At 60.5% G+C, this 22,963-nt stretch carries 23 protein-coding genes; 14 read left to right on the plus strand and 9 right to left on the minus strand.

Features of this window, described 5'->3' with window-relative positions; translation table 11 throughout:
* The 8 genes from folX (at position 1) to ACZ89E_RS17865 (ending at position 6,766) form a co-directional block, all read left to right on the plus strand.
* Positions 1–372, plus strand: coding sequence for a dihydroneopterin triphosphate 2'-epimerase (gene folX / locus ACZ89E_RS17830; RefSeq protein WP_149657556.1), 372 nt, complete (start codon positions 1–3; stop codon positions 370–372).
* 111 nt (positions 373–483) lie between these two features.
* Entirely contained in the window at positions 484–780 is a 297-nt protein-coding gene (locus ACZ89E_RS17835; protein WP_149657557.1) for a DUF1244 domain-containing protein, read from the plus strand.
* The gene (locus ACZ89E_RS17840) at positions 773–1,111 is read left to right on the plus strand and encodes a HopJ type III effector protein (protein WP_008037347.1); all 339 of its coding nucleotides are present in this window, start codon (positions 773–775) and stop codon (positions 1,109–1,111) included. Before ACZ89E_RS17835 ends, ACZ89E_RS17840 begins: the two co-directional genes overlap by 8 nt.
* Positions 1,112–1,314: 203 nt before the next feature.
* Positions 1,315–2,565 (plus strand): 2-aminoadipate transaminase, encoded by a 1,251-nt coding sequence (locus ACZ89E_RS17845; protein ID WP_476256162.1) that lies wholly within the window; start codon positions 1,315–1,317, stop codon positions 2,563–2,565.
* 210 nt (positions 2,566–2,775) lie between these two features.
* The gene (locus tag ACZ89E_RS17850; RefSeq protein ID WP_123515254.1) at positions 2,776–3,750 is read left to right on the plus strand and encodes an amino acid ABC transporter permease; all 975 of its coding nucleotides are present in this window, start codon (positions 2,776–2,778) and stop codon (positions 3,748–3,750) included.
* 60 nt (positions 3,751–3,810) lie between these two features.
* The gene (locus tag ACZ89E_RS17855) at positions 3,811–4,539 is read left to right on the plus strand and encodes an amino acid ABC transporter ATP-binding protein (protein WP_476257059.1); all 729 of its coding nucleotides are present in this window, start codon (positions 3,811–3,813) and stop codon (positions 4,537–4,539) included.
* A gap of 45 nt (positions 4,540–4,584) precedes the next feature.
* Positions 4,585–5,418, plus strand: a complete 834-nt coding sequence (locus ACZ89E_RS17860; RefSeq protein ID WP_149657559.1) for a transporter substrate-binding domain-containing protein — start codon at positions 4,585–4,587, stop codon at positions 5,416–5,418.
* Between the two features lie 64 nt (positions 5,419–5,482).
* Complete coding sequence (locus ACZ89E_RS17865; RefSeq protein WP_476256163.1) at positions 5,483–6,766, plus strand: NAD(P)/FAD-dependent oxidoreductase; 1,284 nt, start codon at positions 5,483–5,485, stop codon at positions 6,764–6,766.
* Between the two features lie 58 nt (positions 6,767–6,824).
* On the opposite strand, the gene trxB is transcribed toward ACZ89E_RS17865, so the two are convergent.
* Positions 6,825–7,787, minus strand: a complete 963-nt coding sequence (gene trxB / locus ACZ89E_RS17870) for a thioredoxin-disulfide reductase (protein ID WP_149657561.1) — start codon at positions 7,785–7,787, stop codon at positions 6,825–6,827.
* A 316-nt stretch (positions 7,788–8,103) separates the two neighbouring features.
* On the opposite strand from trxB, the gene cysZ reads away from it, so the two are divergent.
* Together cysZ and ACZ89E_RS17880 are read left to right on the plus strand one after the other, a co-directional pair.
* The gene (cysZ, locus tag ACZ89E_RS17875) at positions 8,104–8,865 is read left to right on the plus strand and encodes a sulfate transporter CysZ (protein ID WP_149657562.1); all 762 of its coding nucleotides are present in this window, start codon (positions 8,104–8,106) and stop codon (positions 8,863–8,865) included.
* A gap of 29 nt (positions 8,866–8,894) precedes the next feature.
* On the plus strand, positions 8,895–10,094 hold the full coding sequence (locus tag ACZ89E_RS17880) for a glycosyltransferase family 4 protein (protein WP_476256164.1): 1,200 nt from the start codon (positions 8,895–8,897) through the stop codon (positions 10,092–10,094).
* Between the two features lie 91 nt (positions 10,095–10,185).
* Here ACZ89E_RS17880 and ACZ89E_RS17885 read toward each other — a convergent pair whose 3' ends face one another.
* The 3 genes from ACZ89E_RS17885 to ACZ89E_RS17895 form a co-directional block, all read right to left on the minus strand.
* Positions 10,186–11,289: an NADH:flavin oxidoreductase gene (locus ACZ89E_RS17885; protein ID WP_149657564.1), complete on the minus strand. Its 1,104-nt coding sequence runs from the start codon at positions 11,287–11,289 to the stop codon at positions 10,186–10,188.
* A 215-nt stretch (positions 11,290–11,504) separates the two neighbouring features.
* On the minus strand, positions 11,505–11,987 hold the full coding sequence (locus ACZ89E_RS17890; protein ID WP_149657565.1) for a glutathione peroxidase: 483 nt from the start codon (positions 11,985–11,987) through the stop codon (positions 11,505–11,507).
* Between the two features lie 123 nt (positions 11,988–12,110).
* Positions 12,111–12,596 carry an FKBP-type peptidyl-prolyl cis-trans isomerase gene (locus ACZ89E_RS17895; RefSeq protein ID WP_008150718.1) on the minus strand — a complete coding sequence of 162 codons (486 nt, stop codon included), beginning with the start codon at positions 12,594–12,596 and terminating at the stop codon, positions 12,111–12,113.
* Between ACZ89E_RS17895 and ACZ89E_RS17900 the strand changes: the two genes are divergently transcribed.
* The 3 genes from ACZ89E_RS17900 to ACZ89E_RS17910 are packed head-to-tail and all read left to right on the plus strand — an operon-like array spanning position 12,565 to position 15,969.
* The gene (locus tag ACZ89E_RS17900; protein ID WP_123406318.1) at positions 12,565–12,903 is read left to right on the plus strand and encodes a DUF3565 domain-containing protein; all 339 of its coding nucleotides are present in this window, start codon (positions 12,565–12,567) and stop codon (positions 12,901–12,903) included. The two genes, ACZ89E_RS17895 and ACZ89E_RS17900, sit on opposite strands and share 32 nt — an antisense overlap.
* A gap of 60 nt (positions 12,904–12,963) precedes the next feature.
* Positions 12,964–15,063: a phosphate acetyltransferase gene (pta, locus tag ACZ89E_RS17905; protein WP_476256165.1), complete on the plus strand. Its 2,100-nt coding sequence runs from the start codon at positions 12,964–12,966 to the stop codon at positions 15,061–15,063.
* A complete protein-coding gene (locus tag ACZ89E_RS17910) occupies positions 15,064–15,969 on the plus strand; it encodes an acyltransferase (RefSeq protein WP_149657567.1) in 906 nt (301 codons plus the stop codon).
* Positions 15,970–16,173: 204 nt separating this feature from the next.
* On the opposite strand, the gene cysN is transcribed toward ACZ89E_RS17910, so the two are convergent.
* From cysN to ACZ89E_RS17930, 4 genes are all read right to left on the minus strand, one after another.
* Entirely contained in the window at positions 16,174–18,072 is a 1,899-nt protein-coding gene (gene cysN / locus ACZ89E_RS17915; protein WP_463259416.1) for a sulfate adenylyltransferase subunit CysN, read from the minus strand.
* A gap of 53 nt (positions 18,073–18,125) precedes the next feature.
* Positions 18,126–18,467 (minus strand): four helix bundle protein, encoded by a 342-nt coding sequence (locus tag ACZ89E_RS17920; RefSeq protein ID WP_463259415.1) that lies wholly within the window; start codon positions 18,465–18,467, stop codon positions 18,126–18,128.
* Positions 18,468–18,571: 104 nt separating this feature from the next.
* Positions 18,572–19,489, minus strand: a complete 918-nt coding sequence (gene cysD, locus ACZ89E_RS17925) for a sulfate adenylyltransferase subunit CysD (protein WP_090175435.1) — start codon at positions 19,487–19,489, stop codon at positions 18,572–18,574.
* Between the two features lie 246 nt (positions 19,490–19,735).
* The gene (locus ACZ89E_RS17930) at positions 19,736–20,494 is read right to left on the minus strand and encodes a Nif3-like dinuclear metal center hexameric protein (protein WP_149657571.1); all 759 of its coding nucleotides are present in this window, start codon (positions 20,492–20,494) and stop codon (positions 19,736–19,738) included.
* Positions 20,495–20,596: 102 nt separating this feature from the next.
* Here ACZ89E_RS17930 and algW point away from each other — a divergent pair, with 102 nt between their 5' ends.
* Complete coding sequence (algW, locus tag ACZ89E_RS17935; RefSeq protein WP_054049878.1) at positions 20,597–21,751, plus strand: Do family serine endopeptidase AlgW; 1,155 nt, start codon at positions 20,597–20,599, stop codon at positions 21,749–21,751.
* Between the two features lie 159 nt (positions 21,752–21,910).
* Here algW and hisC read toward each other — a convergent pair whose 3' ends face one another.
* Positions 21,911–22,963, minus strand: coding sequence for a histidinol-phosphate transaminase (gene hisC / locus ACZ89E_RS17940; RefSeq protein ID WP_149657573.1), 1,053 nt, complete (start codon positions 22,961–22,963; stop codon positions 21,911–21,913).

Consider the following 22,963-nt stretch of genomic DNA (forward strand, 5'->3'; position numbering starts at 1 on the left):
ATGCCACAACTTCAACCAGGAATGGCGCGCATCCGGGTCAAGGACCTGTGCCTGCGCACCTTCATCGGCATCAACGAGGACGAAATCCTCAACAAGCAGGATGTGTTGATCAACCTGACCATCCTCTACGCGGCGCAAGACGCGGTGCGCGACAACGACATCGATCACGCGCTGAACTACCGCACCATCACCAAGGCGATCATCGCCCACGTGGAGGGCAATCGCTTTGCCCTGCTCGAACGCCTGACCCAGGAAATCCTCGATTTGGTCATGGTCAACGCGTCGGTGCTGTATGCCGAGGTCGAAGTCGACAAACCCCACGCCCTGCGGTTTGCCGAATCGGTGTCGATAACGCTAGCGGCGAGCCGCTAAGCTTCAAGCTTCAAGCTTCAAGCTTCAAGCTTCAAGCGGTAAGCTAACGGCCACCGAAATCCAACTTGCAGCTTGAGGCTTGCCGCTCAACGCTGTCTCGCAGAGACTCCCATGACCGATCAACAACGCCTGGAACTTGAAGCCGCCGCCTTCCGCCGGCTGGTTGCGCACCTGGACAGCCGCAAGGACGTGCAGAACATCGACCTGATGAACCTCTCGGGTTTCTGCCGCAACTGCCTGTCGAAGTGGTACAAGGCCGCCGCTGACGAACGTCAGATCGAGGTCAGCCTCGATGACGCCCGCGAAGTGGTCTACGGCATGCCGTACGCCGATTGGAAAGCCCAATACCAGCAAGAAGCCAGCGCCGAACAACAAGCGGCGTTCGCCAAAGGAAAACCCAATGAGTGATTTGAACACCCTGCGCGCCAGCCTCAAAAGCGGCGAACACGTTTTTGCCGACACCCTGGCCTTCATCGCCGCCGGTTACGATTACCAGCCGCAAGCCTTCAACAACGGTGGCGTGGAAAACGCCGCCGGACAGAACGAAGGTTCGTGCAAGACCCTCGGTCTGGCGCTGCTGGAAGGTCTGAGCGATGAAGAGGCGCTGTTGGCGTTTGGCGAGCATTACCGTTCGGTGGTGGCGACGCCTGAAGGCAGCGATCACGGCAATATCCGCGCATTGATTGCTCATGGTCTGGCCGGCGTGAAGTTCACCCAACAGCCCCTGACCCGCCGCTAAAACCGCGTTCCCACGAACACCACCGTCCCGTAGGAGCGAGGCTTGCCCGCGAAGGCGATCTCAAGAACGCCATCGCGGTCAGCCATGCTCCTGCGGCACATCCCGACTTTTAAGATTGACCCGGCGACTTTATTTCGTTTGCCCGGTCCCCCTGCTCACGGCTTAGATAAAAAGAAGCAACCCTTCTTCTGAGTCAGGTATCCATGAGCAGCGAAACCATCAGCCAATCGATCAACGTCGTGCATCCCGTCACCCTCAGCCACGGCAAGAACGCCGAGGTCTGGGATACCGAGGGCAAACGCTACATCGATTTCGTCGGCGGCATCGGCGTGCTCAACCTCGGCCATTGCCACCCGCGCATCGTCGAAGCCATACGCGAACAAGCCACCCGGCTGACCCACTACGCGTTCAACGCTGCGCCGCATGTGCCTTACCTCGACTTGATGGAGCGCCTGACGGCGTTTATCCCGGTGAGCTACCCAGTCAGCGGCATGCTCACCAACAGCGGCGCAGAAGCAGCGGAAAACGCCTTGAAGATCGTTCGCGGAGCCACCGGCCGCACCGCCGTGATCGCTTTCGACGGCGCCTTCCACGGCCGCACCCTCGCCACCCTCAACCTCAACGGCAAAGTCGCGCCCTACAAACAGAAAGTCGGGGTGCTGCCAGGTCCGGTGTATCACCTGCCTTTCCCGAGCAAGGACAACGGCGTGACCTGCGCCGAAGCGTTGAAAGCGATGGATCGGTTGTTCAGCGTCGAGATCGATGTGAATGACGTGGCGTGTTTTATCGTCGAACCGGTGCAGGGCGAAGCGGGTTTCCTGGCGATGGACGTGGAATTCGCCCAGGCGTTGCGGCGCTTCTGTGACGAGAAAAACATCCTGCTGATCGCCGATGAAATCCAGTCCGGTTTCGGCCGTACCGGGGAGCGTTTTGCCTTCTCTCGACTGGGCATCGAGCCGGACCTGATCCTGCTCGCCAAGAGTATTGCCGGCGGTGTGCCGCTGGGCGCGGTGGTCGGGCGCAAAGCGCTGCTCGACACGCTGCCCAAGGGCGGACTCGGCGGCACCTATTCCGGCAACCCGATCGCCTGTGCGGCGGCACTGGCGACGTTGGACGAAATGACCGATACGAACCTGCACACGTGGGGCTCGCAACAGGAAGAAGCCATCGTCAGCCGCTACGAAGCCTGGCGCGCCAACGACATTTGCGCCTATCTGGGCCGCCTGACCGGTGTCGGAGCGATGCGCGGTATCGAGTTGGTCAACGCCGACGGCACACCGGCCTCAGCGCAACTGACCCAGCTTCTGGCCCTGGCCCGGGACGCGGGTTTGCTGCTGATGCCCAGCGGCAAGTCGCGCAACATCATTCGACTGCTGGCACCGCTGACCACCGAGGCAGCGGTGCTGGAGGAAGGTCTGGACATCTTAGAGGCCTGCCTGGCCAAGCTTTCCTGAAAACGCAAACTGCGATCCGGGACTGACATAGCGAATTATGTTCGCTTGTAGTCCCGGATTTTGCGTCGCAATACTGCCAAATACCCGACCTGCAGGAGCCAGGCTTGCTGGCGAAGGCATCCCGCCAATCGCCTTCGCCGGCAAGCCTGGCTCCTGCAAATAACCTCTTTTATCGAGCGAGACCGTAACCACCTACAAGCCGAGGCATTCATGTATCACGACAATATAATTTATAAAAAAAAGTCCAATGATCCTCAATTCCTGCTTGGCGTCGCTGTGGTGTTGTTCCTCGGCGCGTACCTGATGAACCTGGGCAACAGCGCCCTCAGTCACTTTCTGCATCCACTGCTGGGCGACGCTCCCGACAGCCTGACCGCCCGCAATATCGCCATCGGTTTGTTGATCGCCGTGCTCGGCACACTGAACTTCCATGTCCTCGGGCGCCTGAAGTTCAAAGTGCAAACCACCGTAGTGTGGATCGAACTGCTGATCCTGTTCCTCGCCTTCTTCGACACCTTCAACCTCTCCTACAGCTTCATCCTCGACAAAATCGGTTTCCTGATCATCCAGGGCGCCGCGACCACGCTGTATATCTCCGCCGTCGCCATCGTGATTGCCTTTGTGCTGGCGCTGATCGGCGCGGTGGCCAAGCTGTCGAACAACGGCCTGGCGAATGCCATCGCCTCGTTCTACACCTCGTTCTTTCGCGGTGTGCCGCTGCTGATCCAGATCTACCTGATTTACCTCGGGCTGCCGCAACTCGGTTACGTGGTCGACGCAGTGCCGGCCGGCATCCTCGCCCTGTCGCTGTGCTACGGCGCGTACATGACCGAGATCTTCCGCGCGGGGATCCAGAGCATTCCGGTCGGCCAGTGGGAAGCCTCGCGGGCGCTGGGCATCAGCCCGTTCAAAACCCTGAGCCGGGTGATCATGCCGCAAGCCTTGCGGGTGATCATCCCGCCCACCGGCAACCAGTTCATCGCCATGCTCAAGGACAGTTCGCTGGTGTCAGTGATCGGTGTCTGGGAGCTGATGTACCTGGCCAAAACCCAGGGCCGCGCGGACTTCCGTCACCTGGAAATGCTGATCACCGCCGCGATGATTTACTGGGCGCTGTCGTTCATTCTCGAACGGGTGCAGGCGCGAATCGAAAAACGGGTCAACCGATCCACTGCCAGAGGTTGATCCATGATGACTACCGCCGAGCGACTCGACCTGGCCCCTGCTACGCAGACCGGCCCATCCATGATTTCAATCACTGGCCTGAACAAGTGGTACGGCAATTTTCACGCCTTGCGTGACGTCGATCTGAACGTGGCCGCCGGGGAAATACTGGTGGTGTGCGGGCCGTCAGGATCGGGCAAGTCGACGATGATTCGCTGCATCAATCACCTGGAAAATTTCCAGAAAGGCCACATCCAGGTCAACGGCATCACCCTCACCAGCGAGGCGGAAAGTGTCAGCGCGGTGCGTCGGGAAATCGGCATGGTGTTCCAGAGCTTCAACCTGTTCCCGCATCTGAGCGTGATGGACAACCTGACCCTGGCCCCGCAATTGGTGCAAGGCGTGTCGTCCACCGAAGCGAAAAAACGTGCGCAGGTGTACCTGGAGCGAGTGCGGATTGCCGAGCACGCGCACAAGTATCCGTCGCAACTGTCCGGCGGCCAGCAGCAACGCGTGGCGATTGCCCGGGCGCTGTGCATGAATCCCAAAGTGATGCTGTTCGATGAGCCGACCTCGGCGCTGGACCCGGAAATGGTCCACGAAGTGCTCGATGTCATGGGCGAGTTGGCCACCGACGGCATGACCATGATTTGCGTGACCCACGAGATGGGTTTTGCCAGCAAGGTCGCCGATCGCGTGCTGTTCATGGACCAGGGCCAAGTCATCGAACAAGCCACCCCGACCGAGTTTTTCAACAACCCCCAGACCGAACGCGCGCAGAAGTTCCTCTCGCAAATCATCGGTCACTGAGAACGGCTTTACCCCGCATAACAAAAACGAAAAGTGGAGATAAACATGCTCAGTAAAAAACATGCGCTGACCCTCGCTGCCACCCTGTCGCTGTTGTTCGTCGGCGCAGCCAATGCCGGCGCGGTCCTGGACAAGATCGAGAGCAGCAAGACCCTGACCGTCGCGACCTCGGCGACCTGGCCACCCCAGGGATTCATCAACGACAAGAATGAGATCGACGGTTTCGACATCGACGTCTCCAAGGAGATCGCCAAGCGCCTCGGGGTCGCGGTCAAGTTCATCACGCCGGACTGGGACGTGATCACCGCCGGCAAATGGAACGGGCGCTGGGACGTGTCCGTGGGCTCGATGACCGCGACTAAAAGTCGCTCGCGCATCCTCGATTTCCCCGGCACCTATTACTACGTGCCCTACGTGTTTGCCGTGCACGGCACCTCCAAAGTCACCGACCACAAAGCGCTGAACGGCAAGACCATCGGCGTCGAAGGCGGCACCACGTCCGAGGACTATTTCAGCCAGGCGCTGGCCATTGAAACCACCGACGTGCCGCCCGTGGTGTATGACGTCAAAACCGAAAAAATGAAGACCTACTCCGGCTCTGTCGGCCCGCTGGACGATTTGCGCCTGGGCGATGGCACACGCCTGGATGCGATCCTCACGCAACGCAGCACCCTGGACGCGGCCGTCAAGAAAGGCTACCCGCTGCGTGCCGTGGACAATGCCGTGGCGTTCTACGAACCGCTGGCCATCGCCACCGACAAGGGTGACCCGGAGCTGACCGCCAAACTCAGTGAAATCGTGGGCGCGATGCACAAGGATGGCACGCTGACCAAGCTCTCGGACAAGTGGTATGGCGTCGATTACTCGACCATCAAGTAAGCGCACTAACCCTGTGGGAGCGAGCCGGCTCGCTCCCGCAAACACCCTTCTTCAAGGATTGATCATGTCCTTTCCAACCACCTGGTATTCCCAAACCTCGCTGCCGCGCGCGGCCCGGCCCGCATTGAACGGCGATCAAACCTGCGACGTGTGCATCATCGGCGCCGGTATCGCCGGCCTCACGGCCGCCCTCGAACTGACCCGGCGCGGCAAGCGCGTGATCATCCTTGAAGCCCATCAAGTCGCCTGGGGCGCGTCCGGTCGTAATGGCGGCGTGGTCTCGCCGGGCTGGGCGGAAGGCTCTGGGGCGATCCGCAAAAAACTCGGTCTGGAACAGGCCAGAGCGTTGTTCCAGATGTCGGCCGAGGGGGTGGAGATCGTCCGCGACAACATCCGTGAACTGGCCCTGACCGGGTGCGCGCCGTCCGCCGGCACCATTCGCGTCAAGCGTTACGACGACGGCGCCGAAGTGAAAAACCACATCGAAACCATGCGCCGGGACTTCGGCTATGAACTCAACTTTCTCGACACCGCCCAGGTGCGCGAACGGGCGCACACCTCGCGTTATTTCCAGGGTGTCGAAGACCCCAATGCCCTGCATTTCCACCCCTTGAATTATTGCCTGGGCCTGGCCCTCGCCATCGAAGCGGTGGGGGGACGGATTTTCGAACATTCGAAAATGCTCGCCTGGCATCGGGAAGGCACCGACAAAATCGTCCGCACTGCTCACGGCACCGTGTGCTGCCAGGATCTGGTGTTCTGCGCCGGCGGCTACGGCGGCCCGGAATTGCAGAAGCTCAGCCGCGCCTATCTACCGATCGCCACGTACGTGGTGCTGACCGAACACCTGGGCGACGGGATCAAGAACGTCCTCGACTCCGGCGCCGCGTTCTCCGATGACCGCCGCGCATCGGACTATTACCGCGTGGTCGAAGGCGACCGCCTGCTCTGGGGCGGACGCATTACCACCCGCAACGAACAGGACGAAAAAGCCCTGGCGGCGATGCTCAAGGCCGATATGGTCTCGGTGTATCCGCAATTGGCTGCGGTCAAGATCGACCTGGCCTGGTCCGGCCTGATGGGCTACTCCACCAACAAAATGCCCAACCTGGGGCTGCTGGAACCGGGTGTCTGGGCCTGCACTTCGTTTGGCGGCCATGGCTTGAACACCGGCTCCATCGGTGGCCGGGTGATCGCTGAAGCGCTGTGTGGGGACAGTGCGCGTTATCAGCTGTTCAAGCCGTATCTGCTGGACTGGAACGGTGGGCCGTTCGGGAAGATTGCGGCCAATGCGATCTATCAGTCGTTGAAGGTCATGGATTTTGTTCAGGAACGATTGCGCGGCTAACGCATTTTTTGTGGGCACAAAAAAACCGGCCGAGGCCGGTTTTTTCATTTCAACGCAATCAGAGCTTGGCGTTCTGCAGGTCGTCGAGGTAGCGCTCGGCGTCCAGTGCCGCCATGCAGCCGGCGCCGGCCGAGGTGATCGCCTGGCGGTAAACGTGGTCAGCCACGTCACCGGCGGCGAAGATGCCTTCCAGGTTGGTGGCAGTGGCATTGCCTTCACGGCCGCCGTGCACCACCAGGTAGCCGTCTTTCAACGTCAGCTGGCCTTCGAACAGCGAAGTATTCGGGGTATGGCCGATGGCGATGAACACGCCGTCCACGGTCAGTTCGTCGAAGCTGCCGTCGTTGTTCTTCAGGCGAGCACCGGTCACGCCCATATTGTCGCCCAGGACTTCGTCCAGGTTCGAGTTCAACTTGAGGATGATCTTGCCTTCGGCAACCCGGGCGTTGAGCTTGTCGATCAGGATCTTCTCGGCGCGGAAGGTTTCGCGACGGTGGATCAGGGTCACGGTGCTGGCGATGTTGGCCAGGTACAGCGCCTCTTCAACAGCGGTGTTACCGCCACCGACCACAGCCACTGGCTTGTTGCGGTAGAAGAAACCGTCGCAGGTCGCGCAGGCCGATACGCCTTTGCCCATGAACGCTTCTTCCGACGGCAGGCCCAGGTAACGCGCGCTGGCGCCGGTGGCGATGATCAGGGCGTCGCAGGTGTAGGTCGCGCTGTCGCCGGTCAGGGTGTACGGCTTGGCGGCGAAGTCCACGGCATTGATGTGGTCGAAGACGATCTCGGTTTCAAAGCGTTCGGCGTGCTCTTTCATCCGCTCCATCAGCGCCGGGCCGGTCAGGCCGTGGACGTCGCCCGGCCAGTTGTCGACTTCGGTGGTGGTGGTCAGTTGACCGCCAGCCTGCATGCCGGTGATCAGCAGTGGCTTGAGGTTGGCACGGGCGGCATACACCGCGGCGCTGTAACCGGCAGGGCCGGAACCGAGAATAATCACTCGCGAATGACGGACTTCAGACATGACCTGCTCCTGTTAACCGGCCCGAATAACCTGGCGCGGAACGCCGGGTTTGCCGGCGGGAATAAAAAAGGACTGTTGAAAGCACTTGGGGAAGGCTTGAGCTCGACAGTCCTGTAAAAAGAATGGGTGCAGCGTATCGAGGGGGCGAAGATTAAGGAAATACGGTTTAACAATCCAGCTCATAGGCGGTCTCTATCCCGATACGGTGATTTTATAGACGCCTTTGTTACAGTGAATGTCGACGCTGCGACCGCGCTTTCGCCCGTGAGGCAAAGCCGGTAAGGTCGGCGCGTTTACCCCTTGCTCGGAGCACGCTATGCCCGCCCCTGTTCTGTCCGGCCCGCAATACCTGCGCGAAGGCCTCAAGCTGGTCTTGAGCCCGGGCCTGCGTTTGTTCGTCTTGTTGCCGCTGGCAATCAACCTGGTGCTGTTCGTCGGATTGATTTACCTGGCCGGCCATCAATTCAGCTTATGGGTCGACACCCTGATGCCGTCCCTGCCCGACTGGCTGAGTTTCCTCAGCTACGTCCTCTGGCCGATTTTCGTGGTGCTGGTGGGATTCATGGTGTTCTTCACCTTCACCATGCTCGCCAACGTCATCGCCGCACCGTTCAACGGCTTCCTCGCGGAAAAAGTCGAAGTGGTGGTGCGCGGCACCGACGACTTCCCGACCTTCAGTTGGGGCGAGCTGATCGAAATGATCCCCCGCACCCTGGCCCGGGAAATGCGCAAACTCGGCTACTTCCTGCCCCGGGCGCTGGGCCTGTTCATTCTCTCGTTCATCCCGGTGGTCAACATCATCGCCGCGCCGTTGTGGCTGCTGTTCGGCGTATGGATGATGGCGATCCAGTACATCGACTACCCGGCGGACAACCACAAACTCGGCTGGAACGAAATGCTCGCCTGGCTGCGCGAAAAGCGCTGGCAGAGCATGAGCTTTGGCGGGATCGTGTACCTGGCGCTGCTGATTCCCGTGGTCAACATCCTGATGATGCCGGCCGCCGTGGCCGGGGCGACGTTGTTCTGGGTGCGTGAACGTGGGGCGGAGAATCTGGTGCCCCAGCGCGCGGCGTCATAAATCCATCATCGCACTGACACAATGACGACATGGCCTCAGCCGACACTGAGGTCATGACGACAGCTCTGCATATCACCCTGATCACCGAAACCTTCCCCCCGGAAATCAATGGCGTGGCCCATACCCTTGGCCGCTTGTGCGACGGTTTGCGCGCGCGCGGGCATCAGGTCGAGCTGGTTCGCCCGCGTCAGGGCTGTGATCGGCAGTTGGGCAGTGACGATGCACTGCTGCTGTGTCGCGGCTGGCCGCTGCCGGGTTATCCGGGGTTGCAGTGGGGCCAGTCGTCGATGCACAAGTTGCTGCGGCGCTGGAAACGCCATCGCCCCGACGTGCTGTACATCGCCACTGAAGGGCCGTTGGGTCTGTCGGCCTTGCGTGCGGCGCGGCGCCTGGGGATTTCGGTGGTCAGCGGCTTTCACACCAACTTCCAACAGTACTCGAGCCAGTATGGGTTCGGCCTGCTGACGCGCCTGTTGACCCACTACCTGCGCTGGTTTCACAACCGCTCGACACTGACATTGGTGCCCAGCATCAGCCAGCGACTGGAGCTGGAACGCCGGCAGTTCGAACGCCTGGCCCTGTTGTCCCGGGGGGTCGATAGCCAACTGTTTCACCCCACCAAACGTCTCGACGCGCTGCGTGAACAATGGGGCCTGGCGGACGATGACATTGCCGTGATCCACGTCGGACGCCTGGCCCCGGAGAAGAACCTGGGCTTGCTCAAGCGCAGCTTCGAGGCATTGAAAAGCACCTATCCACAGCGAAACCTGAAGTTGATCGTGGTCGGCGACGGTCCGTTGCGAATGGCGCTGGAGAAGGATTTGCCCGAGGCGATCTTCTGCGGCACACAACGCGGCGAAGCCTTGGCGAGTCACTATGCGTCGGGGGATGTATTTCTGTTTCCGAGCCTGACCGAGACCTTCGGCAATGTGGTGCTGGAGGCGCTGGCTTCGGGGCTGGGCGTGGTGGCCTACGATATGGCGGCAGCGGGTCAGCACATTCGCCACGGCTACAACGGCGTACTGGCGATGCCGGGCGATGAGGAAGCGTTCTGCGAGGCGGCGCGCTGGTTGCTGGAAGAGCGGGAAACACTGCGTTGCGTGCGCTTGAATGCGCGCCAGCATGCGAGTCGCCAGGGGTGGGCGGCGATTATCGAGCAGTTTGAGGGGCAGTTGCGCGGGGCTTGTGTGCAGGGGCAATCGCTGCCGAATGGCGCGTTGTTGCCTTAAAAGCTTCGCGGGCAAGCCTCGCTCCTACAGAGGACGGTGATTCCCTTGTAGGAGCGAGGCTTGCCCGCGAAGAGGCCTTCCCAGGCGCCGCTTAAACCAGCGTCATCAACGCCTCACGGCTGAACGGCAGGATGTCTTCCTCACGCCCCTCGCGCACTTTCTGTGCCCAATCCGGGTCCACCAGCAGCGCACGACCTACAGCCACCAGATCGAACTCTTCGTTATTCAACCGCTCCAGCAATTTCTCCAGGCTGGCCGGCTGCGCGATCTTGTCGGTGTTGACCATGAACTGCAGGAACTCGCCATCCAGGCCAACGCTGCCCACGGTGATGGTCGGCTTGCCAGTGAGCTTGCGGGTCCAGCCGGCCAGGTTCAGCTCGGAACCGTCGAATTCCGGCTCCCAGAAACGCCGCGTCGAGCAGTGGAAAATGTCCACGCCGGCGTCGGACAACGGCTTGAGGAATTCACCCAGGGCTTGCGGAGTTTGCACCAGGCGCGCGGTGTAATCCTGCTGCTTCCACTGGGAGAAACGGAAGATGATCGGGAAACCTTCGCCCACGGCCGCACGCACGGCCTGGATCAATTCGATGGCGAAACGCGAACGGTTGGCCAGGCTTCCGCCGTATTCGTCGGTGCGCTGGTTGGTGCCTTCCCAGAAGAACTGGTCCACCAGATAGCCGTGGGCGCCGTGGATTTCCACGCCGTCCATGCCGATGCTCTGGGCATCTTTGGCCGACTGGGCGAATGCGGCGATGACGTCCTGGATATCCTGTTTAGTCATGCCGTGAACCACGACCTGACCGTCCTTCAGTTTCTCCGACGGGCCGTAACCCGGCACGCTGGCGTCCGGCTCGGTGCCGATACGACGCACGCTGCCCACGTGCCACAGTTGCGGAACGATTTTGCCGCCTTCGGCGTGCACCGCGTCGACGACTTTCTTCCAGCCAGCCAGCGCGGCTTCACCGTAGAAATGCGGCACGTTCGGGTAGCCGTTGGAGGCCTTGTGGCCGACGGTGGTGCCTTCGGTGATGATCAGGCCCACGCCGGCAGCAGCGCGGCGGCGGTAGTACTCGATCACTTTGGTATTGGGTACGCCGCCCGGGGAGAAGGAGCGGGTCATCGGCGCCATGACGACGCGGGTCGGCAGTTCGAGGGTGCCGAGGTGGAACGGTTTGAACAGGGCTTTAACGGGCATGGGACGCTCCACGGGGAAATGACTTTATGACGGGGATAATATGGAGAGTCGCAAGCCTTGAACAGCACTATTGATTGCGGTGATTAAGGTCTAAAAGGTAGGAAACATTGTAGGAGCATGGCTTGCCCGCGATGGCGGTGTGTCCGCCGACAACTAAGTCGACTGACATGACGCCTTCGCGAGCAAGCTTTGCTCCTACAGGTACAGGGAGAGATTCAGCTCAGCGCTTTTTCGATGGCGTGGATCACCGTCGGATCATCCGGCGCTGTCCGCGGCGAAAACCGCGCCAGTACACGGCCGTCTTTACCGAGCAGGAATTTCTCGAAATTCCAGGTGATATCACCCGGAAACTCCGCGCCCTCGCCCGCCAGCAAACGGTACAGCTGATGACGATCGTGACCGTTGACTTCCAGCTTGCTGGACAACGGAAAGGTCACGCCATAGTTGAGGCTGCAGAATTCCTGGATCTCTTGCTCGGTGCCCGGTTCCTGGCCAGCAAACTGGTTGCACGGCAAGCCCAGCACGCTGAAGCCCTTTCCCTTGAATTGCTGATAGAGGTTTTCCAGCGCCGCGTACTGTGGGGTCAATCCACATTTGGAGGCCACGTTGACCACCAGCACGACTTGCCCCTTGAAGGGCGCCAGAGGGAGCTCCTGACCATCCAGGGCTGTCAATTTAAGGTCGTGGAAAGCACTCATGACGAACTCCAAATTCCCGTGTTCTTCTCGAAACAGCCACCTGGCGGCGCCGCCTGGGACAGCCGCGGACTAAAAAGGCGCCCTCGGGCGCCTCTCCAGTTCTCGAAAGCTTAGCGCAGAAAATCAGTGGTGATGGCCACCTTCGCCATGGACGTGACCATGAGCGATTTCTTCCTGGCTGGCATCACGGATGTCGATGATCTTGACCTGGAAATTCAGGCGCTGACCAGCCAACGGGTGGTTGCCGTCGACGGTGACATCGTCGCCGTCCAGGTCACGGATGGTGACAATTTGCATCTGGCCGTCCGGCGCGGAAGCGTGGAACTGCATGCCCACTTCCAGTTCATCGACGCCTTCGAACATGCTGCGGCTCAGGGTGCTGACCAGTTCGGCAGCGTATTCGCCGTAGGCGTCTTCAGGTTCAACGGCAACGGTCAGTTCATCACCGACGGTTTTGCCTTCCAGGGCTTTTTCCAGGCCCGGGATAATGTTACCTGCGCCTTGCAGGTAAACCAGCGGCGCGCCGCCGGCGGAGCTGTCGATGACCTCACCAGCGTCGTTGGTCAGGGTATAGTCGATGGAGACAGCCTTATTGGCGGCGATCAGCATGGGGCGAGACCTTTTGCAGAAGAATATAGAAAGAGCGAGTTTAGCGAAGCAATCGCCCGAAAGCGAACACAACCCGGACGGACGGATTGCCATGAAACCCTCAACGGTCACAGGCTTCCATCAGGACGAGGACGGCCATTGGGTCGCCGAGCTTTCCTGTGGCCACACCCAACACCTGCGCCATCAGCCGCCATGGCAATCCCGGGCCTGGGTCGTGGACCCGGCGCAACGTATTGAAAAAATAGGCCAGCCCTTTGATTGCGGTTGGTGCGCACAAGGCTCGGTTAGCGATAACCTTGGCGACTGAATTTCGGTAGATCGTCAGTTATAGATGATCACCACTGCCATGCACCTCCAGAGAATCCGCATGCAAACTTTTTTTATCGCACCCACCGATTTTGGTGTGGGTCTGACCTCCATCAGCCTCGGGCTGGTGCGCACCCTTGAGCGAGCCGGCCTCAAAGTCGGCTTTTTCAAACCGATTGCCCAGCCGCATCCGGGCGACACCGGCCCAGAGCGGTCCACCGAACTGGTGGCGCGTACCCACGGCCTCAAGCCGCCGCAACCCCTGGGCCTGGCCCACGTGGAGCGCATGCTCGGCGACGGTCAGCTGGATGAATTGCTCGAAGAAATCATCACCCTCTACCAGCAAGCCGCCGTGGGCAAAGACGTGCTGGTCGTCGAAGGCATGGTCCCGACCCGCAGCGCCAGTTATGCCGCGCGGGTCAATTTGCACTTGGCCAAAAGCCTGGATGCCGACGTGATCCTGGTGTCGGCGCCGGAGAGCGAAGCCCTGACCGAACTGTCCGGCCGGGTGGAATTGCAGGCGCAATTGTTCGGCGGGCCGAAAGACCCGAAAGTGCTCGGCGTGATCCTCAACAAGGTCAAGACTGACGAAAGCATGGAGGCCTTCGCCTCGCGCCTGAAGGAACATTCGCCGCTGCTGCGTACGGGCGATTTCCGCCTGCTCGGCTGCATTCCGTTCCAACCGGAACTCAACGCCCCGCGCACCCGCGACGTGGCGGACCTGATGGGCGCGCAGATTCTCAACGCCGGTGATTACGAAACCCGGCGCATGACCAAAATCATCATCTGCGCCCGCACCATGCGCAACACCGTGGAGCTGCTCAAGCCCGGCGTGCTGGTCGTAACGCCAGGCGATCGCGACGACATCATCCTCGCCGTCAGCCTCGCCGCCATGAACGGCGTGCCCCTGGCCGGCCTGTTGCTGACCAGCGACACCCTGCCCGACCCACGGATCATGGACCTGTGCCGTGGCGCCTTGCAGGCCGGCCTGCCGGTGTTGTCGGTGAGCACCGGTTCCTACGAAACCGCCAACCAGTTGAACGGCCTGAACAAGGAAATCCCGATCGACGACCGCGAGCGTGCGGAGATCATCACGGACTTCGTCGCCAGCCACCTCGACGCCAAATGGCTGCACCAGCGTTGCGGCACGCCACGGGAAATGCGCCTGTCGCCGGCGGTGTTCCGCTATCAACTGATCCAGCGCGCCCAGGCCGCCAACAAGCGCATCGTCCTGCCCGAAGGCAGCGAGCCGCTGACCGTGCAAGCCGCCGCGATTTGCCAGGCCCGGGGCATCGCCCGTTGCGTGTTGCTGGCCAAACCGGCGGACGTCGAAGCCGTGGCTCGCGCCCAAGGCATCGAGTTACCGCCCGGTTTGGAGATTCTTGATCCCGATTTGATTCGCGGTAATTACATCGAACCGATGGTCGCCCTGCGCAAAAGCAAAAGCCTCAACGCACCGATGGCCGAGCAGCAACTGGAAGACACCGTGGTGATCGGCACCATGATGCTGGCGCTGGATGAAGTCGATGGCCTGGTGTCCGGGGTCATTCACTCCACCGCCAACACCATCCGCCCGGCCCTGCAGCTGATTAAAACCGCACCGGGTTGCACCCTGGTGTCCTCGGTGTTCTTCATGCTCTTCCCCGAGGAAGTGCTGGTCTACGGCGACTGCGTGATGAACCCGCACCCGAGCGCCAGCGAACTGGCGGAGATCGCCCTGCAAAGCGCCGATTCGGCCGCCGCGTTCGGCATCACGCCGCGAGTGGCGATGATCAGCTACTCCAGCGGTGAATCCGCCAGCGGCGAAGAAGTCGAGAAGGTCCGCGAAGCCACGTTGCTCGCCCATGAACAACAGAACTCTCTGCTGATCGACGGCCCCCTGCAATATGACGCCGCCGCCAACGAAACCGTGGCCCGGCAACTGGCGCCGAACAGCCAGGTGGCCGGTCGCGCCACGGTGTTTGTGTTCCCCGACCTGAACACCGGCAATACCACCCACAAAGCCGTGCAGCGCAGCGCCGATTGCGTCAGCCTCGGCCCGATGCTGCAAGGCCTGCGCAAACCGGTGAACGACCTGCCGCGCGGTGCGCAAGTCGATGACATCGTCTACACCATCGCGCTGACCGCGATTCAAGCTGCCAACCGACCTATGGATCTTTAAATGCTGGCTTTCCTTCCTGCCCCCGTACGCGGCGTCATCGCCTCGTTGCTGTTGGCACTGAACACCATTTTGCTGTGCTCGTTCCTGTTCATCGTGGCGCTGTTCAAAGTGCTGCCCTTTGCCCTGACCCAGCGCTTCACCCGCTGGCTGATGAGCCACACCCATGAAGCCTGGATCAGCAACAACAAGGCCTGGATGAACCTGGTTTGCCGCACTCGCTGGCACCTCAGCGGCCTTGAAGGTCTGGACTATCAGCACTCGTACCTGATCACCAGCAACCACCAGAGCTGGGTCGACATCATGGTCCTGCAATACGTGCTCAACCGGCGCATCCAGCCGCTGAAGTTCTTTCTCAAGCAAGAGCTGATCTGGGTCCCGGTGATTGGCCTGGCCTGGTGGGCGCTCGGTTTTCCGTTCATGAAGCGTTACTCCAAGGCCTATCTGGAAAAGCACCCGGAGAAGAAAGGCAAAGACCTGGAAACCACGCGCAAGACCTGTGACAAGTTCCGCAATAACCCGGTGGGGATTTTCAACTTCGTCGAAGGCACGCGGTTTACCGAGGGTAAGCATGCGCAGCAAAAATCGCCGTTCAAGTACCTGCTCAAGCCCAAGGCGGGCGGCATTGCGTTTGTGCTGGACGCGATGGGCGAGCAGCTTGAGTCCATCGTCAACGTGACCATTCACTACCCCGCTGGCCGGCCCGGCTACTGGGATCTGCTGTGTGGGAACGTGAAAGACGTGGTGGTGCATTTTCAGGAGTTGAAGATTCCGCCGCAGTTCATTGGCAAGAATTACGACCAGGATGGCGAGTACCGCTTGCAGTTTCAGGGCTGGATCAATCAGCTTTGGGAAGACAAGGATGCGTTGCTGGCGCAGATGCATCGTGAGTATCCCGCCAGGTCTTGAGGCGGCTGTACTGGCCTCTTCGCGGGCAAGCCTCGCGCCTACAGGTTAGCGTCGTGTGTTGAACGTGCGGCCACCCGCAATCCGTAGAGCGAGGCTTGCCCGCGAAGGCGTCCCCACAGCCACAAAAAAAAACCCGCCGGATGATCACTCATCGGCGGGTTTTTTCTTGCAGCTTGAAGCTAAAAGCTTGTCACTGCTCCCATCTTAGATCGCGCCGCGGCTACGCAGCAGATCCAACACTTGCTTGACGCTTTCTTCCAGCGACAGCGACTGGGTGTCGACCACGAGGTCGGCGTCCAGCGGCACGTCGTACGGGAAGGAGTCGCCCGGAATGTTGTCGCCAGCGGCGGCGTACAGCCCTTGCGGATCACGCTCGGCACACACCGTCGGCGAGGCCTGGACGTAAACCGTCAGCAAACGCTCCTTGCCGATCAGGTCCTTGGCTTGCTCGCGACCTTCAGCACTCGGCGCCACGAAGGCCGCCAGGGTCAGCAGGCCCGCCTCGTTGAACTGACGCGCCACATGCGCGGCACGACGCCAGTTCTCGGTACGCCCGGCACGATCCTGCGGCAGGCCTTTGTTCAGGTCATGACGCAGGTTCTGGCCATCCAGAACGAACACCGCGCGGCCCATGTCGAACAGCTTGCGTTCAACCGCATAAGCCAGGGTGCTTTTACCCGCGCCGGACAAGCCGCTGAACAACACGGTGGCCGGTTGCTGGCCGAAGCGCTGGGCGCGTTCTTCAGTCGCCACGTGCGCCAGTTTGCCGTGGTGCGTGCTACCACCATGGGTCGACGGCTGGGCGATGATCATCCCGGCGGCAACGGTGCCGTTGGTTAAACGATCGATAACGATGAACGAACCGGTGGTGCGGTTGCTCGCGTAACCGTCCAGGGCGATGGCGGCGTCGAGGCTGACCTTGACCCGGCCGATCTCGTTCAGGTTCAGCGAACTGGCCGGCCCTTCTTCCAGGGTGTTCACGTCAACGCGGTTGACGATGCTGGTGATCGAACCCGGCACGTAAGACGTAGCGCGTTTGATGTCGTATTTCTTGCCCGGCAGCATCGGTTCTTCGGCCATCCACACCAGCATGGCGTCGAAGGCGTCGGTCACTTGCGGCAGGTTGTCGGCGTGTACCAGCAGGTCGCCGCGAGAGATGTCGATCTCGTCTTCCATGGTCAGCGTGACCGCTTGGCCAGGACCGGCGTGTTCCAGCTCACCTTCAAAGGTGACGATGGATTTCACACGGCTGCTCTTGCCCGACGGCAGCACCACGACTTCGTCGCCCTTGTGCACGATGCCGCTGGCCAGGGTACCGGCGAAACCACGGAAGTTCAGGTTCGGACGGTTGACGTACTGCACCGGGAAACGCAGGTCGGTGTAGTTGCGGTCGTTGGCGATCTCGACGGTCTCGAGAATTTCCATCAGCGACTGGCCGGTGTACCACGGCGAACGCTCGGACTTGTTCACCACGTTGTCGCCCTTCAGGGCAGACATCGGCACGAAGGCCATGGTGGTCGGCTTGAACGCGATGCCTTCGGCAAACTTCAGGTAATCGGCCTTGATCGACTCGAACACGCTTTCGTCGAAGCCGTTGAGGTCCATCTTGTTGATAGCGACCACGATGTGCTTGATGCCGAGCAACGAGGCGATGAAGCTGTGGCGACGAGTCTGGGTCTGCACGCCGTAACGGGCATCGACCAGGATGATCGCCAGGTCACAGGTGGACGCACCGGTGGCCATGTTGCGAGTGTACTGCTCATGGCCCGGGGTATCGGCGATGATGAATTTGCGCTTGGCGGTGGAGAAATAGCGGTAGGCAACATCAATGGTGATGCCCTGCTCACGCTCGGCTTGCAAGCCGTCGACCAGCAACGCCAGGTCGATGTCTTCGCCCGTGGTGCCGACTTTCTTCGAGTCACGGGTGATGGCTTCCAGATGATCTTCGTAGATCATCTTGGAGTCGTGCAGCAGGCGCCCGATCAGGGTGCTCTTGCCGTCGTCGACGTTGCCACAGGTCAGGAAGCGCAGCATTTCCTTGCGTTCGTGCTGGCCCAGGTAGGCGAGGATGTCCTCGCTGATCAAATCGGATTGATGGCTCATTGGGGTTAAGCTCCGAGCTGTAAGCTTCAAGCGGCAAGCTTGTCGGCGTACAGCTAGTCAGAAATTTTGTTAATCAAGCCGCATAGCATTCTTGAAAGCTCGCGGGTTTCTGTAATCCAATTTTCAGCCAGTGGATCGGCGATATAAGCAATTTCACGGGCAATGAGGAGTTGGGTGCGTAACTCCCCACAGGAAGCCTTGGCGATCCAAAGAAAACGCACTTTTTCCTTGGCACTGCGCCGTTCCATGCCTTCAGCAATATTGGAAGGCATCGAAAGCGCGGAGCGGGTGATTTGGTCCTTGAAACCAAAATCCCTGCAACGCGCGAACTCTCTGTAAATGCCCACCGCCAAACACTTGCTACGCTGCCAAACAACCAGTCTCTCGAAATCCATAACGAGTAACTCAATCACGGCTCGCAGCAACCGGCCACAAGCACCAAACCACAACGTTACGCATACCGCCTTTAACTTGCAGCTTGCCGCTTGTAACTCGAAGCTTAAAAGTAACCCTGCCGTTTCTTTTCTTCCATCGAGCCTGCGCCATCGTGGTCGATGACCCGGCCCTGGCGTTCGGAAGTTCGCGTCAGGAGCATTTCCTGAATGATGTCGGTCAGGCTGGTCGCCTCGGATTCCACTGCACCGGTCAACGGGTAGTCGCCGAGAGTGCGGAAGCGCACCTTTTTCTTGACGATGCGCGCCTTGTCTTCGTCGCTCAGGTGATTGAGCAGGCGTTCGTCGTCGATCATGATCCAGGTGCCATTCATCTCGATGACGTCGCGCTCGGCGGCGAAATACAGCGGCACGATCGGGATGCCTTCGAGGTAGATGTACTGCCAGATGTCCAGTTCGGTCCAGTTCGACAACGGGAATACACGAATGGATTCGCCCTTGTTGACGTTGCCGTTGTAGACGTTCCACAGCTCGGGGCGCTGGTTTTTCGGGTCCCAGCGGTGCTTGGTGTCGCGGAAGGAATACACGCGCTCTTTGGCACGGGACTTCTCTTCATCACGACGGGCACCGCCGAAAGCGGCGTCGAAACCATACTTGTCGAGGGCTTGTTTCAGGCCTTCGGTTTTCATGATGTCGGTGTGCTTGGCGCTGCCGTGGGTCAGCGGGTTGATGCCCTGCGCGACGCCATCGGGGTTGACGTGGACGATCAGGTCCAGGCCCAGTTCTTCGACCATGCGGTCGCGGAACGCGTACATTTCCTTGAACTTCCACCGGGTGTCGACGTGCATCACCGGGAACGGCAGCTTGCCCGGGAAGAATGCCTTGCGCGCAAGGTGCAGCATCACGGCGGAGTCTTTACCGACGGAGTACAGCATCACCGGGTTATCGAACTCGGCGGCGACCTCGCGGATGATGTGGATGCTTTCGGCCTCCAGCTGTTTCAGATGCGTCAGTTTGTCGACCATGGCTACTCACGAAAACGATCTTATGGACGGCCAGCGGGCCGTGTTCGAGCGGGGAATCCTAGCACAGCGACCTCTTCTAATCAGGACGTGGGCTAGATCGAAAGGGTATATGAATATACCTGCTCGTTTGGGCTACAGCCCTTGTAGGAGCAAGGCTTGCCCGCGAAGAACGATAACGCGGTCTACCTGATGCACCGCGTAATCGTTCTTCGCGGGCAAGCCTCGCTCCTGCAGGGTATGGCGGTGTCAGATGGGGTTGGGGCAATCAATGAAGATGTGTTCCAGGGCAAACCGACGCGCCAGGTAATCCCCCAGCGCTTGAACGCCATAACGCTCGGTGGCGTGATGACCGGCGGCGATGAAGCTGATGTCGTTTTCCCGTGCGCTGTGGAAAGTTTGCTCGGAGGCTTCGCCGCTCAGGTACAAATCGACACCCGCCAGCACCGCCTGATCAATGTAGCCCTGGCCACCCCCGGTGCACCAGCCGACCCGACGAATCATCTGGCTGCCTTCAATCAGCAACGGCTCGCGGCCCATCACTTCCTGCACCCGGCGCGCAAAGTCGCGAGGGCTCAGCGGTTCACTCAGCGAGCCGACCAGGCCGACGACTTTCAGGTTATCCGGATCCAGCGGCCCTTCGACGGTGATGTCCAACTGACGGGCCAGCTGCACGTTGTTACCGACGTCCGGATGCAAATCCAGCGGCAAGTGATAAGACAGCAAACTGATGTCGTGCTTGAGCAAGGTCTTCAAGCGGCGCTGCTTCATGCCGGTGATGCACGGGTTCTCGCCCTTCCAGAAGTAGCCATGATGCACCAGCACCAGATCGGCCTTGGCCTCGACCGCCGCGTCCAGCAGCGCCTGGCTGGCGGTGACGCCGCTGACGATGCGCATCACTTGCGGACGACCTTCGACCTGCAAGCCATTCGGGCAGTAGTCGGCGATCTTTGAACTGTTAAGGTAACGGTCGGCTTCTTCGACCAGGGTGCTCAGGGCGACGGCCATAAAAGACTCCTAAATATCCCGTTCAGAGGCGCGCTCGCCTCGTATAATGCGCGACATTATGGGCGGTCTCATACCACCTGCAACCTTTCCAGGACTTGCTTAATGCTTAAGGCGCTGCGTTTTTCCGGCTGGCCGCTGTTGGCCGGCGTGCTTATTGCTCTGTTGATAATCCAGCGTTACCCACAGTGGGTCGGGCTTCCGAGCCTGGACGTCAACCTGCAGCAAGCCCCGCAAACCACCAGCGTGCAACAAGGGCCAGTGTCCTACGCCGATGCCGTGGTGATTGCCGCACCAGCGGTGGTCAACCTCTACACGACCAAAGTCATCAATAAGCCGAATCACCCGCTGTTCGAAGATCCGCAGTTCCGCCGCTTCTTCGGCGACAACTCGCCGAAGCAGAAGCGCATGGAGTCGAGCCTGGGCTCCGGCGTGATCATGAGCCCGGAAGGCTACATTTTGACCAACAATCACGTGACCACCGGTGCCGACCAGATTGTCGTGGCGCTCAAGGATGGCCGCGAGACCCTGGCTCGAGTGATCGGCAGCGACCCGGAAACCGATCTCGCAGTTCTGAAAATCGACCTCAAGACCCTGCCGGCGATCACCATCGGCCGTTCCGACAATATCCGCATCGGTGACGTCGCGCTGGCCATCGGCAACCCGTTCGGCGTCGGCCAGACCGTGACCATGGGCATCATCAGCGCCACCGGGCGTAACCAGTTGGGCCTGAACAACTACGAAGACTTCATCCAGACCGACGCCGCGATCAACCCCGGCAACTCCGGCGGTGCGCTGGTGGACGCCAACGGCAACCTGACCGGCATCAACACCGCGATCTTCTCCAAGTCCGGGGGCTCCCAAGGCATCGGTTTTGCGATCCCGGTCAAACTGGCCATGGAAGTGATGAAGTCAATCATCGAACACGGGCAGGTAATTCGCGGCTGGCTTGGGATTGAAGTGCAACCGTTGACCCAGGAACTGGCGGAATCGTTTGGCCTGTCCGGGCGTCCAGGCATCGTGGTGGCGGGGATTTTCCGTGACGGTCCGGCGCAGAAGGCCGGCCTGCAACTCGGTGACGTGATCCTCAGCATCGACGGCGAACCGGCCGGCGATGGCCGCCGTTCGATGAACCAGGTGGCGCGGATCAAACCGACCGACAAGGTAACGATTCAGGTGATGCGTAACGGCAAGGAACTGAAGCTGAGCGCAGAGATTGGTTTGCGTCCGCCGCCGGCGCCGGTCAAAGAAGAAGAGTAAGCCACCCCGCCGCCTGACCTGATCGTTCCCACGCGGAGCGTGGGAACGATCATGTAGGAGCGAGGCTTGCCCGCGAAGGCGTCAGGTCAGTCAGCGATGATGTCGACTGATATGACGCCTTCGCGGGCAAGCCTCGCTCCTACAGGGGGGGGGTACTGGTTAGAGATCGCCGAGGCCGTCGATCAACGCCTGGTTCTGCTCTGGCGTGCCGATGGAGATCCGCAGGAACTGGGCAATCCGCTCCTGCTTGAAGTGCCGAACGATCACCCCTTGCTCACGCAACTTCGCCGCCAGACCGGCCGCATCGTGTTGCGGGTGCCGGGCGAAGATGAAGTTGGCGGCCGATGGCAGCACTTCAAAACCCTTCGCTTCCAGCTGAGCGACAACCTTCTCGCGGTTCTCGATGACCAATCGGCACGTCTTGTCGAAGTACTCACGATCCTCGAACGCCGCCGCTGCCCCGACATTCGCCAGGCGATCCAGCGGATACGAGTTGAAGCTGTTCTTGATCCGCTCCAGGGCCTCGATCAGGTCCGGGTGCCCTACCGCCAGACCAACCCGCAGCCCCGCCAACGAGCGGGACTTGGACAAGGTCTGGGTCACCAGCAGGTTCGGGTAGCGGTCCACCAGGCTGATCGCGGTTTCGCCGCCGAAGTCGATATAGGCTTCATCGACCACCACCACCGAATCCGGGCTGGCCTTGAGGATCTGCTCCACGGCGTCCAGCGCCAGCAGGCAACCGGTCGGCGCGTTCGGGTTAGGGAAAATGATCCCGCCGTTGGGCTTGGCGTAGTCGGCCGGGTTGATCTGGAACTGGGCGTCCAGCGGCACTGCGTCAAAGGCAATGCCGTACAACCCGCAGTACACCGGGTAGAAGCTGTAGCTGATGTCCGGGAACAGCACCGGATTGTCGTGTTGCAGCAAGCCGTGAAAGATGTGCGCCAAGACTTCGTCGGAACCGTTGCCGAGGAACACCTGGTTGCTCTGAACGCCGTAGTACTTGGCCACCGCATTCTTCAGCAAATCGCTGTTCGGGTCCGGGTACAGGCGCAGGTTGTCGTTCAGTTCGGTCTGCATCGCCGCCAGGGCTTTTGGCGACGGACCGTAGGGGTTTTCGTTGGTGTTGAGCTTCACCAGTTTCGCCAGTTTCGGCTGCTCGCCCGGCACGTAAGGCACCAGATCCTTGACGAACGGGCTCCAGAATTTACTCAT

Source organism: Pseudomonas sp. TE3899 (genome assembly GCF_056279105.1).

What these genes read in the sequence shown, in the direction of transcription:
- folX (WP_149657556.1), top strand. Translation starts at nt 1, where the DNA reads ATGCCACAACTTCAACCAGGAATGGCGCGCATCCGGGTCAAGGACCTG.
- ACZ89E_RS17835 (WP_149657557.1), top strand. Translation starts at nt 484, where the DNA reads ATGACCGATCAACAACGCCTGGAACTTGAAGCCGCCGCCTTCCGCCGG.
- ACZ89E_RS17840 (WP_008037347.1), top strand. Translation starts at nt 773, where the DNA reads ATGAGTGATTTGAACACCCTGCGCGCCAGCCTCAAAAGCGGCGAACAC.
- ACZ89E_RS17845 (WP_476256162.1), top strand. Translation starts at nt 1,315, where the DNA reads ATGAGCAGCGAAACCATCAGCCAATCGATCAACGTCGTGCATCCCGTC.
- ACZ89E_RS17850 (WP_123515254.1), top strand. Translation starts at nt 2,776, where the DNA reads ATGTATCACGACAATATAATTTATAAAAAAAAGTCCAATGATCCTCAA.
- ACZ89E_RS17855 (WP_476257059.1), top strand. Translation starts at nt 3,811, where the DNA reads ATGATTTCAATCACTGGCCTGAACAAGTGGTACGGCAATTTTCACGCC.
- ACZ89E_RS17860 (WP_149657559.1), top strand. Translation starts at nt 4,585, where the DNA reads ATGCTCAGTAAAAAACATGCGCTGACCCTCGCTGCCACCCTGTCGCTG.
- ACZ89E_RS17865 (WP_476256163.1), top strand. Translation starts at nt 5,483, where the DNA reads ATGTCCTTTCCAACCACCTGGTATTCCCAAACCTCGCTGCCGCGCGCG.
- trxB (WP_149657561.1), bottom strand. Translation starts at nt 7,787, where the DNA reads ATGTCTGAAGTCCGTCATTCGCGAGTGATTATTCTCGGTTCCGGCCCT.
- cysZ (WP_149657562.1), top strand. Translation starts at nt 8,104, where the DNA reads ATGCCCGCCCCTGTTCTGTCCGGCCCGCAATACCTGCGCGAAGGCCTC.
- ACZ89E_RS17880 (WP_476256164.1), top strand. Translation starts at nt 8,895, where the DNA reads ATGGCCTCAGCCGACACTGAGGTCATGACGACAGCTCTGCATATCACC.
- ACZ89E_RS17885 (WP_149657564.1), bottom strand. Translation starts at nt 11,289, where the DNA reads ATGCCCGTTAAAGCCCTGTTCAAACCGTTCCACCTCGGCACCCTCGAA.
- ACZ89E_RS17890 (WP_149657565.1), bottom strand. Translation starts at nt 11,987, where the DNA reads ATGAGTGCTTTCCACGACCTTAAATTGACAGCCCTGGATGGTCAGGAG.
- ACZ89E_RS17900 (WP_123406318.1), top strand. Translation starts at nt 12,565, where the DNA reads ATGGAGACAGCCTTATTGGCGGCGATCAGCATGGGGCGAGACCTTTTG.
- ACZ89E_RS17895 (WP_008150718.1), bottom strand. Translation starts at nt 12,596, where the DNA reads ATGCTGATCGCCGCCAATAAGGCTGTCTCCATCGACTATACCCTGACC.
- pta (WP_476256165.1), top strand. Translation starts at nt 12,964, where the DNA reads ATGCAAACTTTTTTTATCGCACCCACCGATTTTGGTGTGGGTCTGACC.
- ACZ89E_RS17910 (WP_149657567.1), top strand. Translation starts at nt 15,064, where the DNA reads ATGCTGGCTTTCCTTCCTGCCCCCGTACGCGGCGTCATCGCCTCGTTG.
- cysN (WP_463259416.1), bottom strand. Translation starts at nt 18,072, where the DNA reads ATGAGCCATCAATCCGATTTGATCAGCGAGGACATCCTCGCCTACCTG.
- ACZ89E_RS17920 (WP_463259415.1), bottom strand. Translation starts at nt 18,467, where the DNA reads ATGGATTTCGAGAGACTGGTTGTTTGGCAGCGTAGCAAGTGTTTGGCG.
- cysD (WP_090175435.1), bottom strand. Translation starts at nt 19,489, where the DNA reads ATGGTCGACAAACTGACGCATCTGAAACAGCTGGAGGCCGAAAGCATC.
- ACZ89E_RS17930 (WP_149657571.1), bottom strand. Translation starts at nt 20,494, where the DNA reads ATGGCCGTCGCCCTGAGCACCCTGGTCGAAGAAGCCGACCGTTACCTT.
- algW (WP_054049878.1), top strand. Translation starts at nt 20,597, where the DNA reads ATGCTTAAGGCGCTGCGTTTTTCCGGCTGGCCGCTGTTGGCCGGCGTG.
- hisC (WP_149657573.1), bottom strand. Translation starts at nt 22,963, where the DNA reads ATGAGTAAATTCTGGAGCCCGTTCGTCAAGGATCTGGTGCCTTACGTG.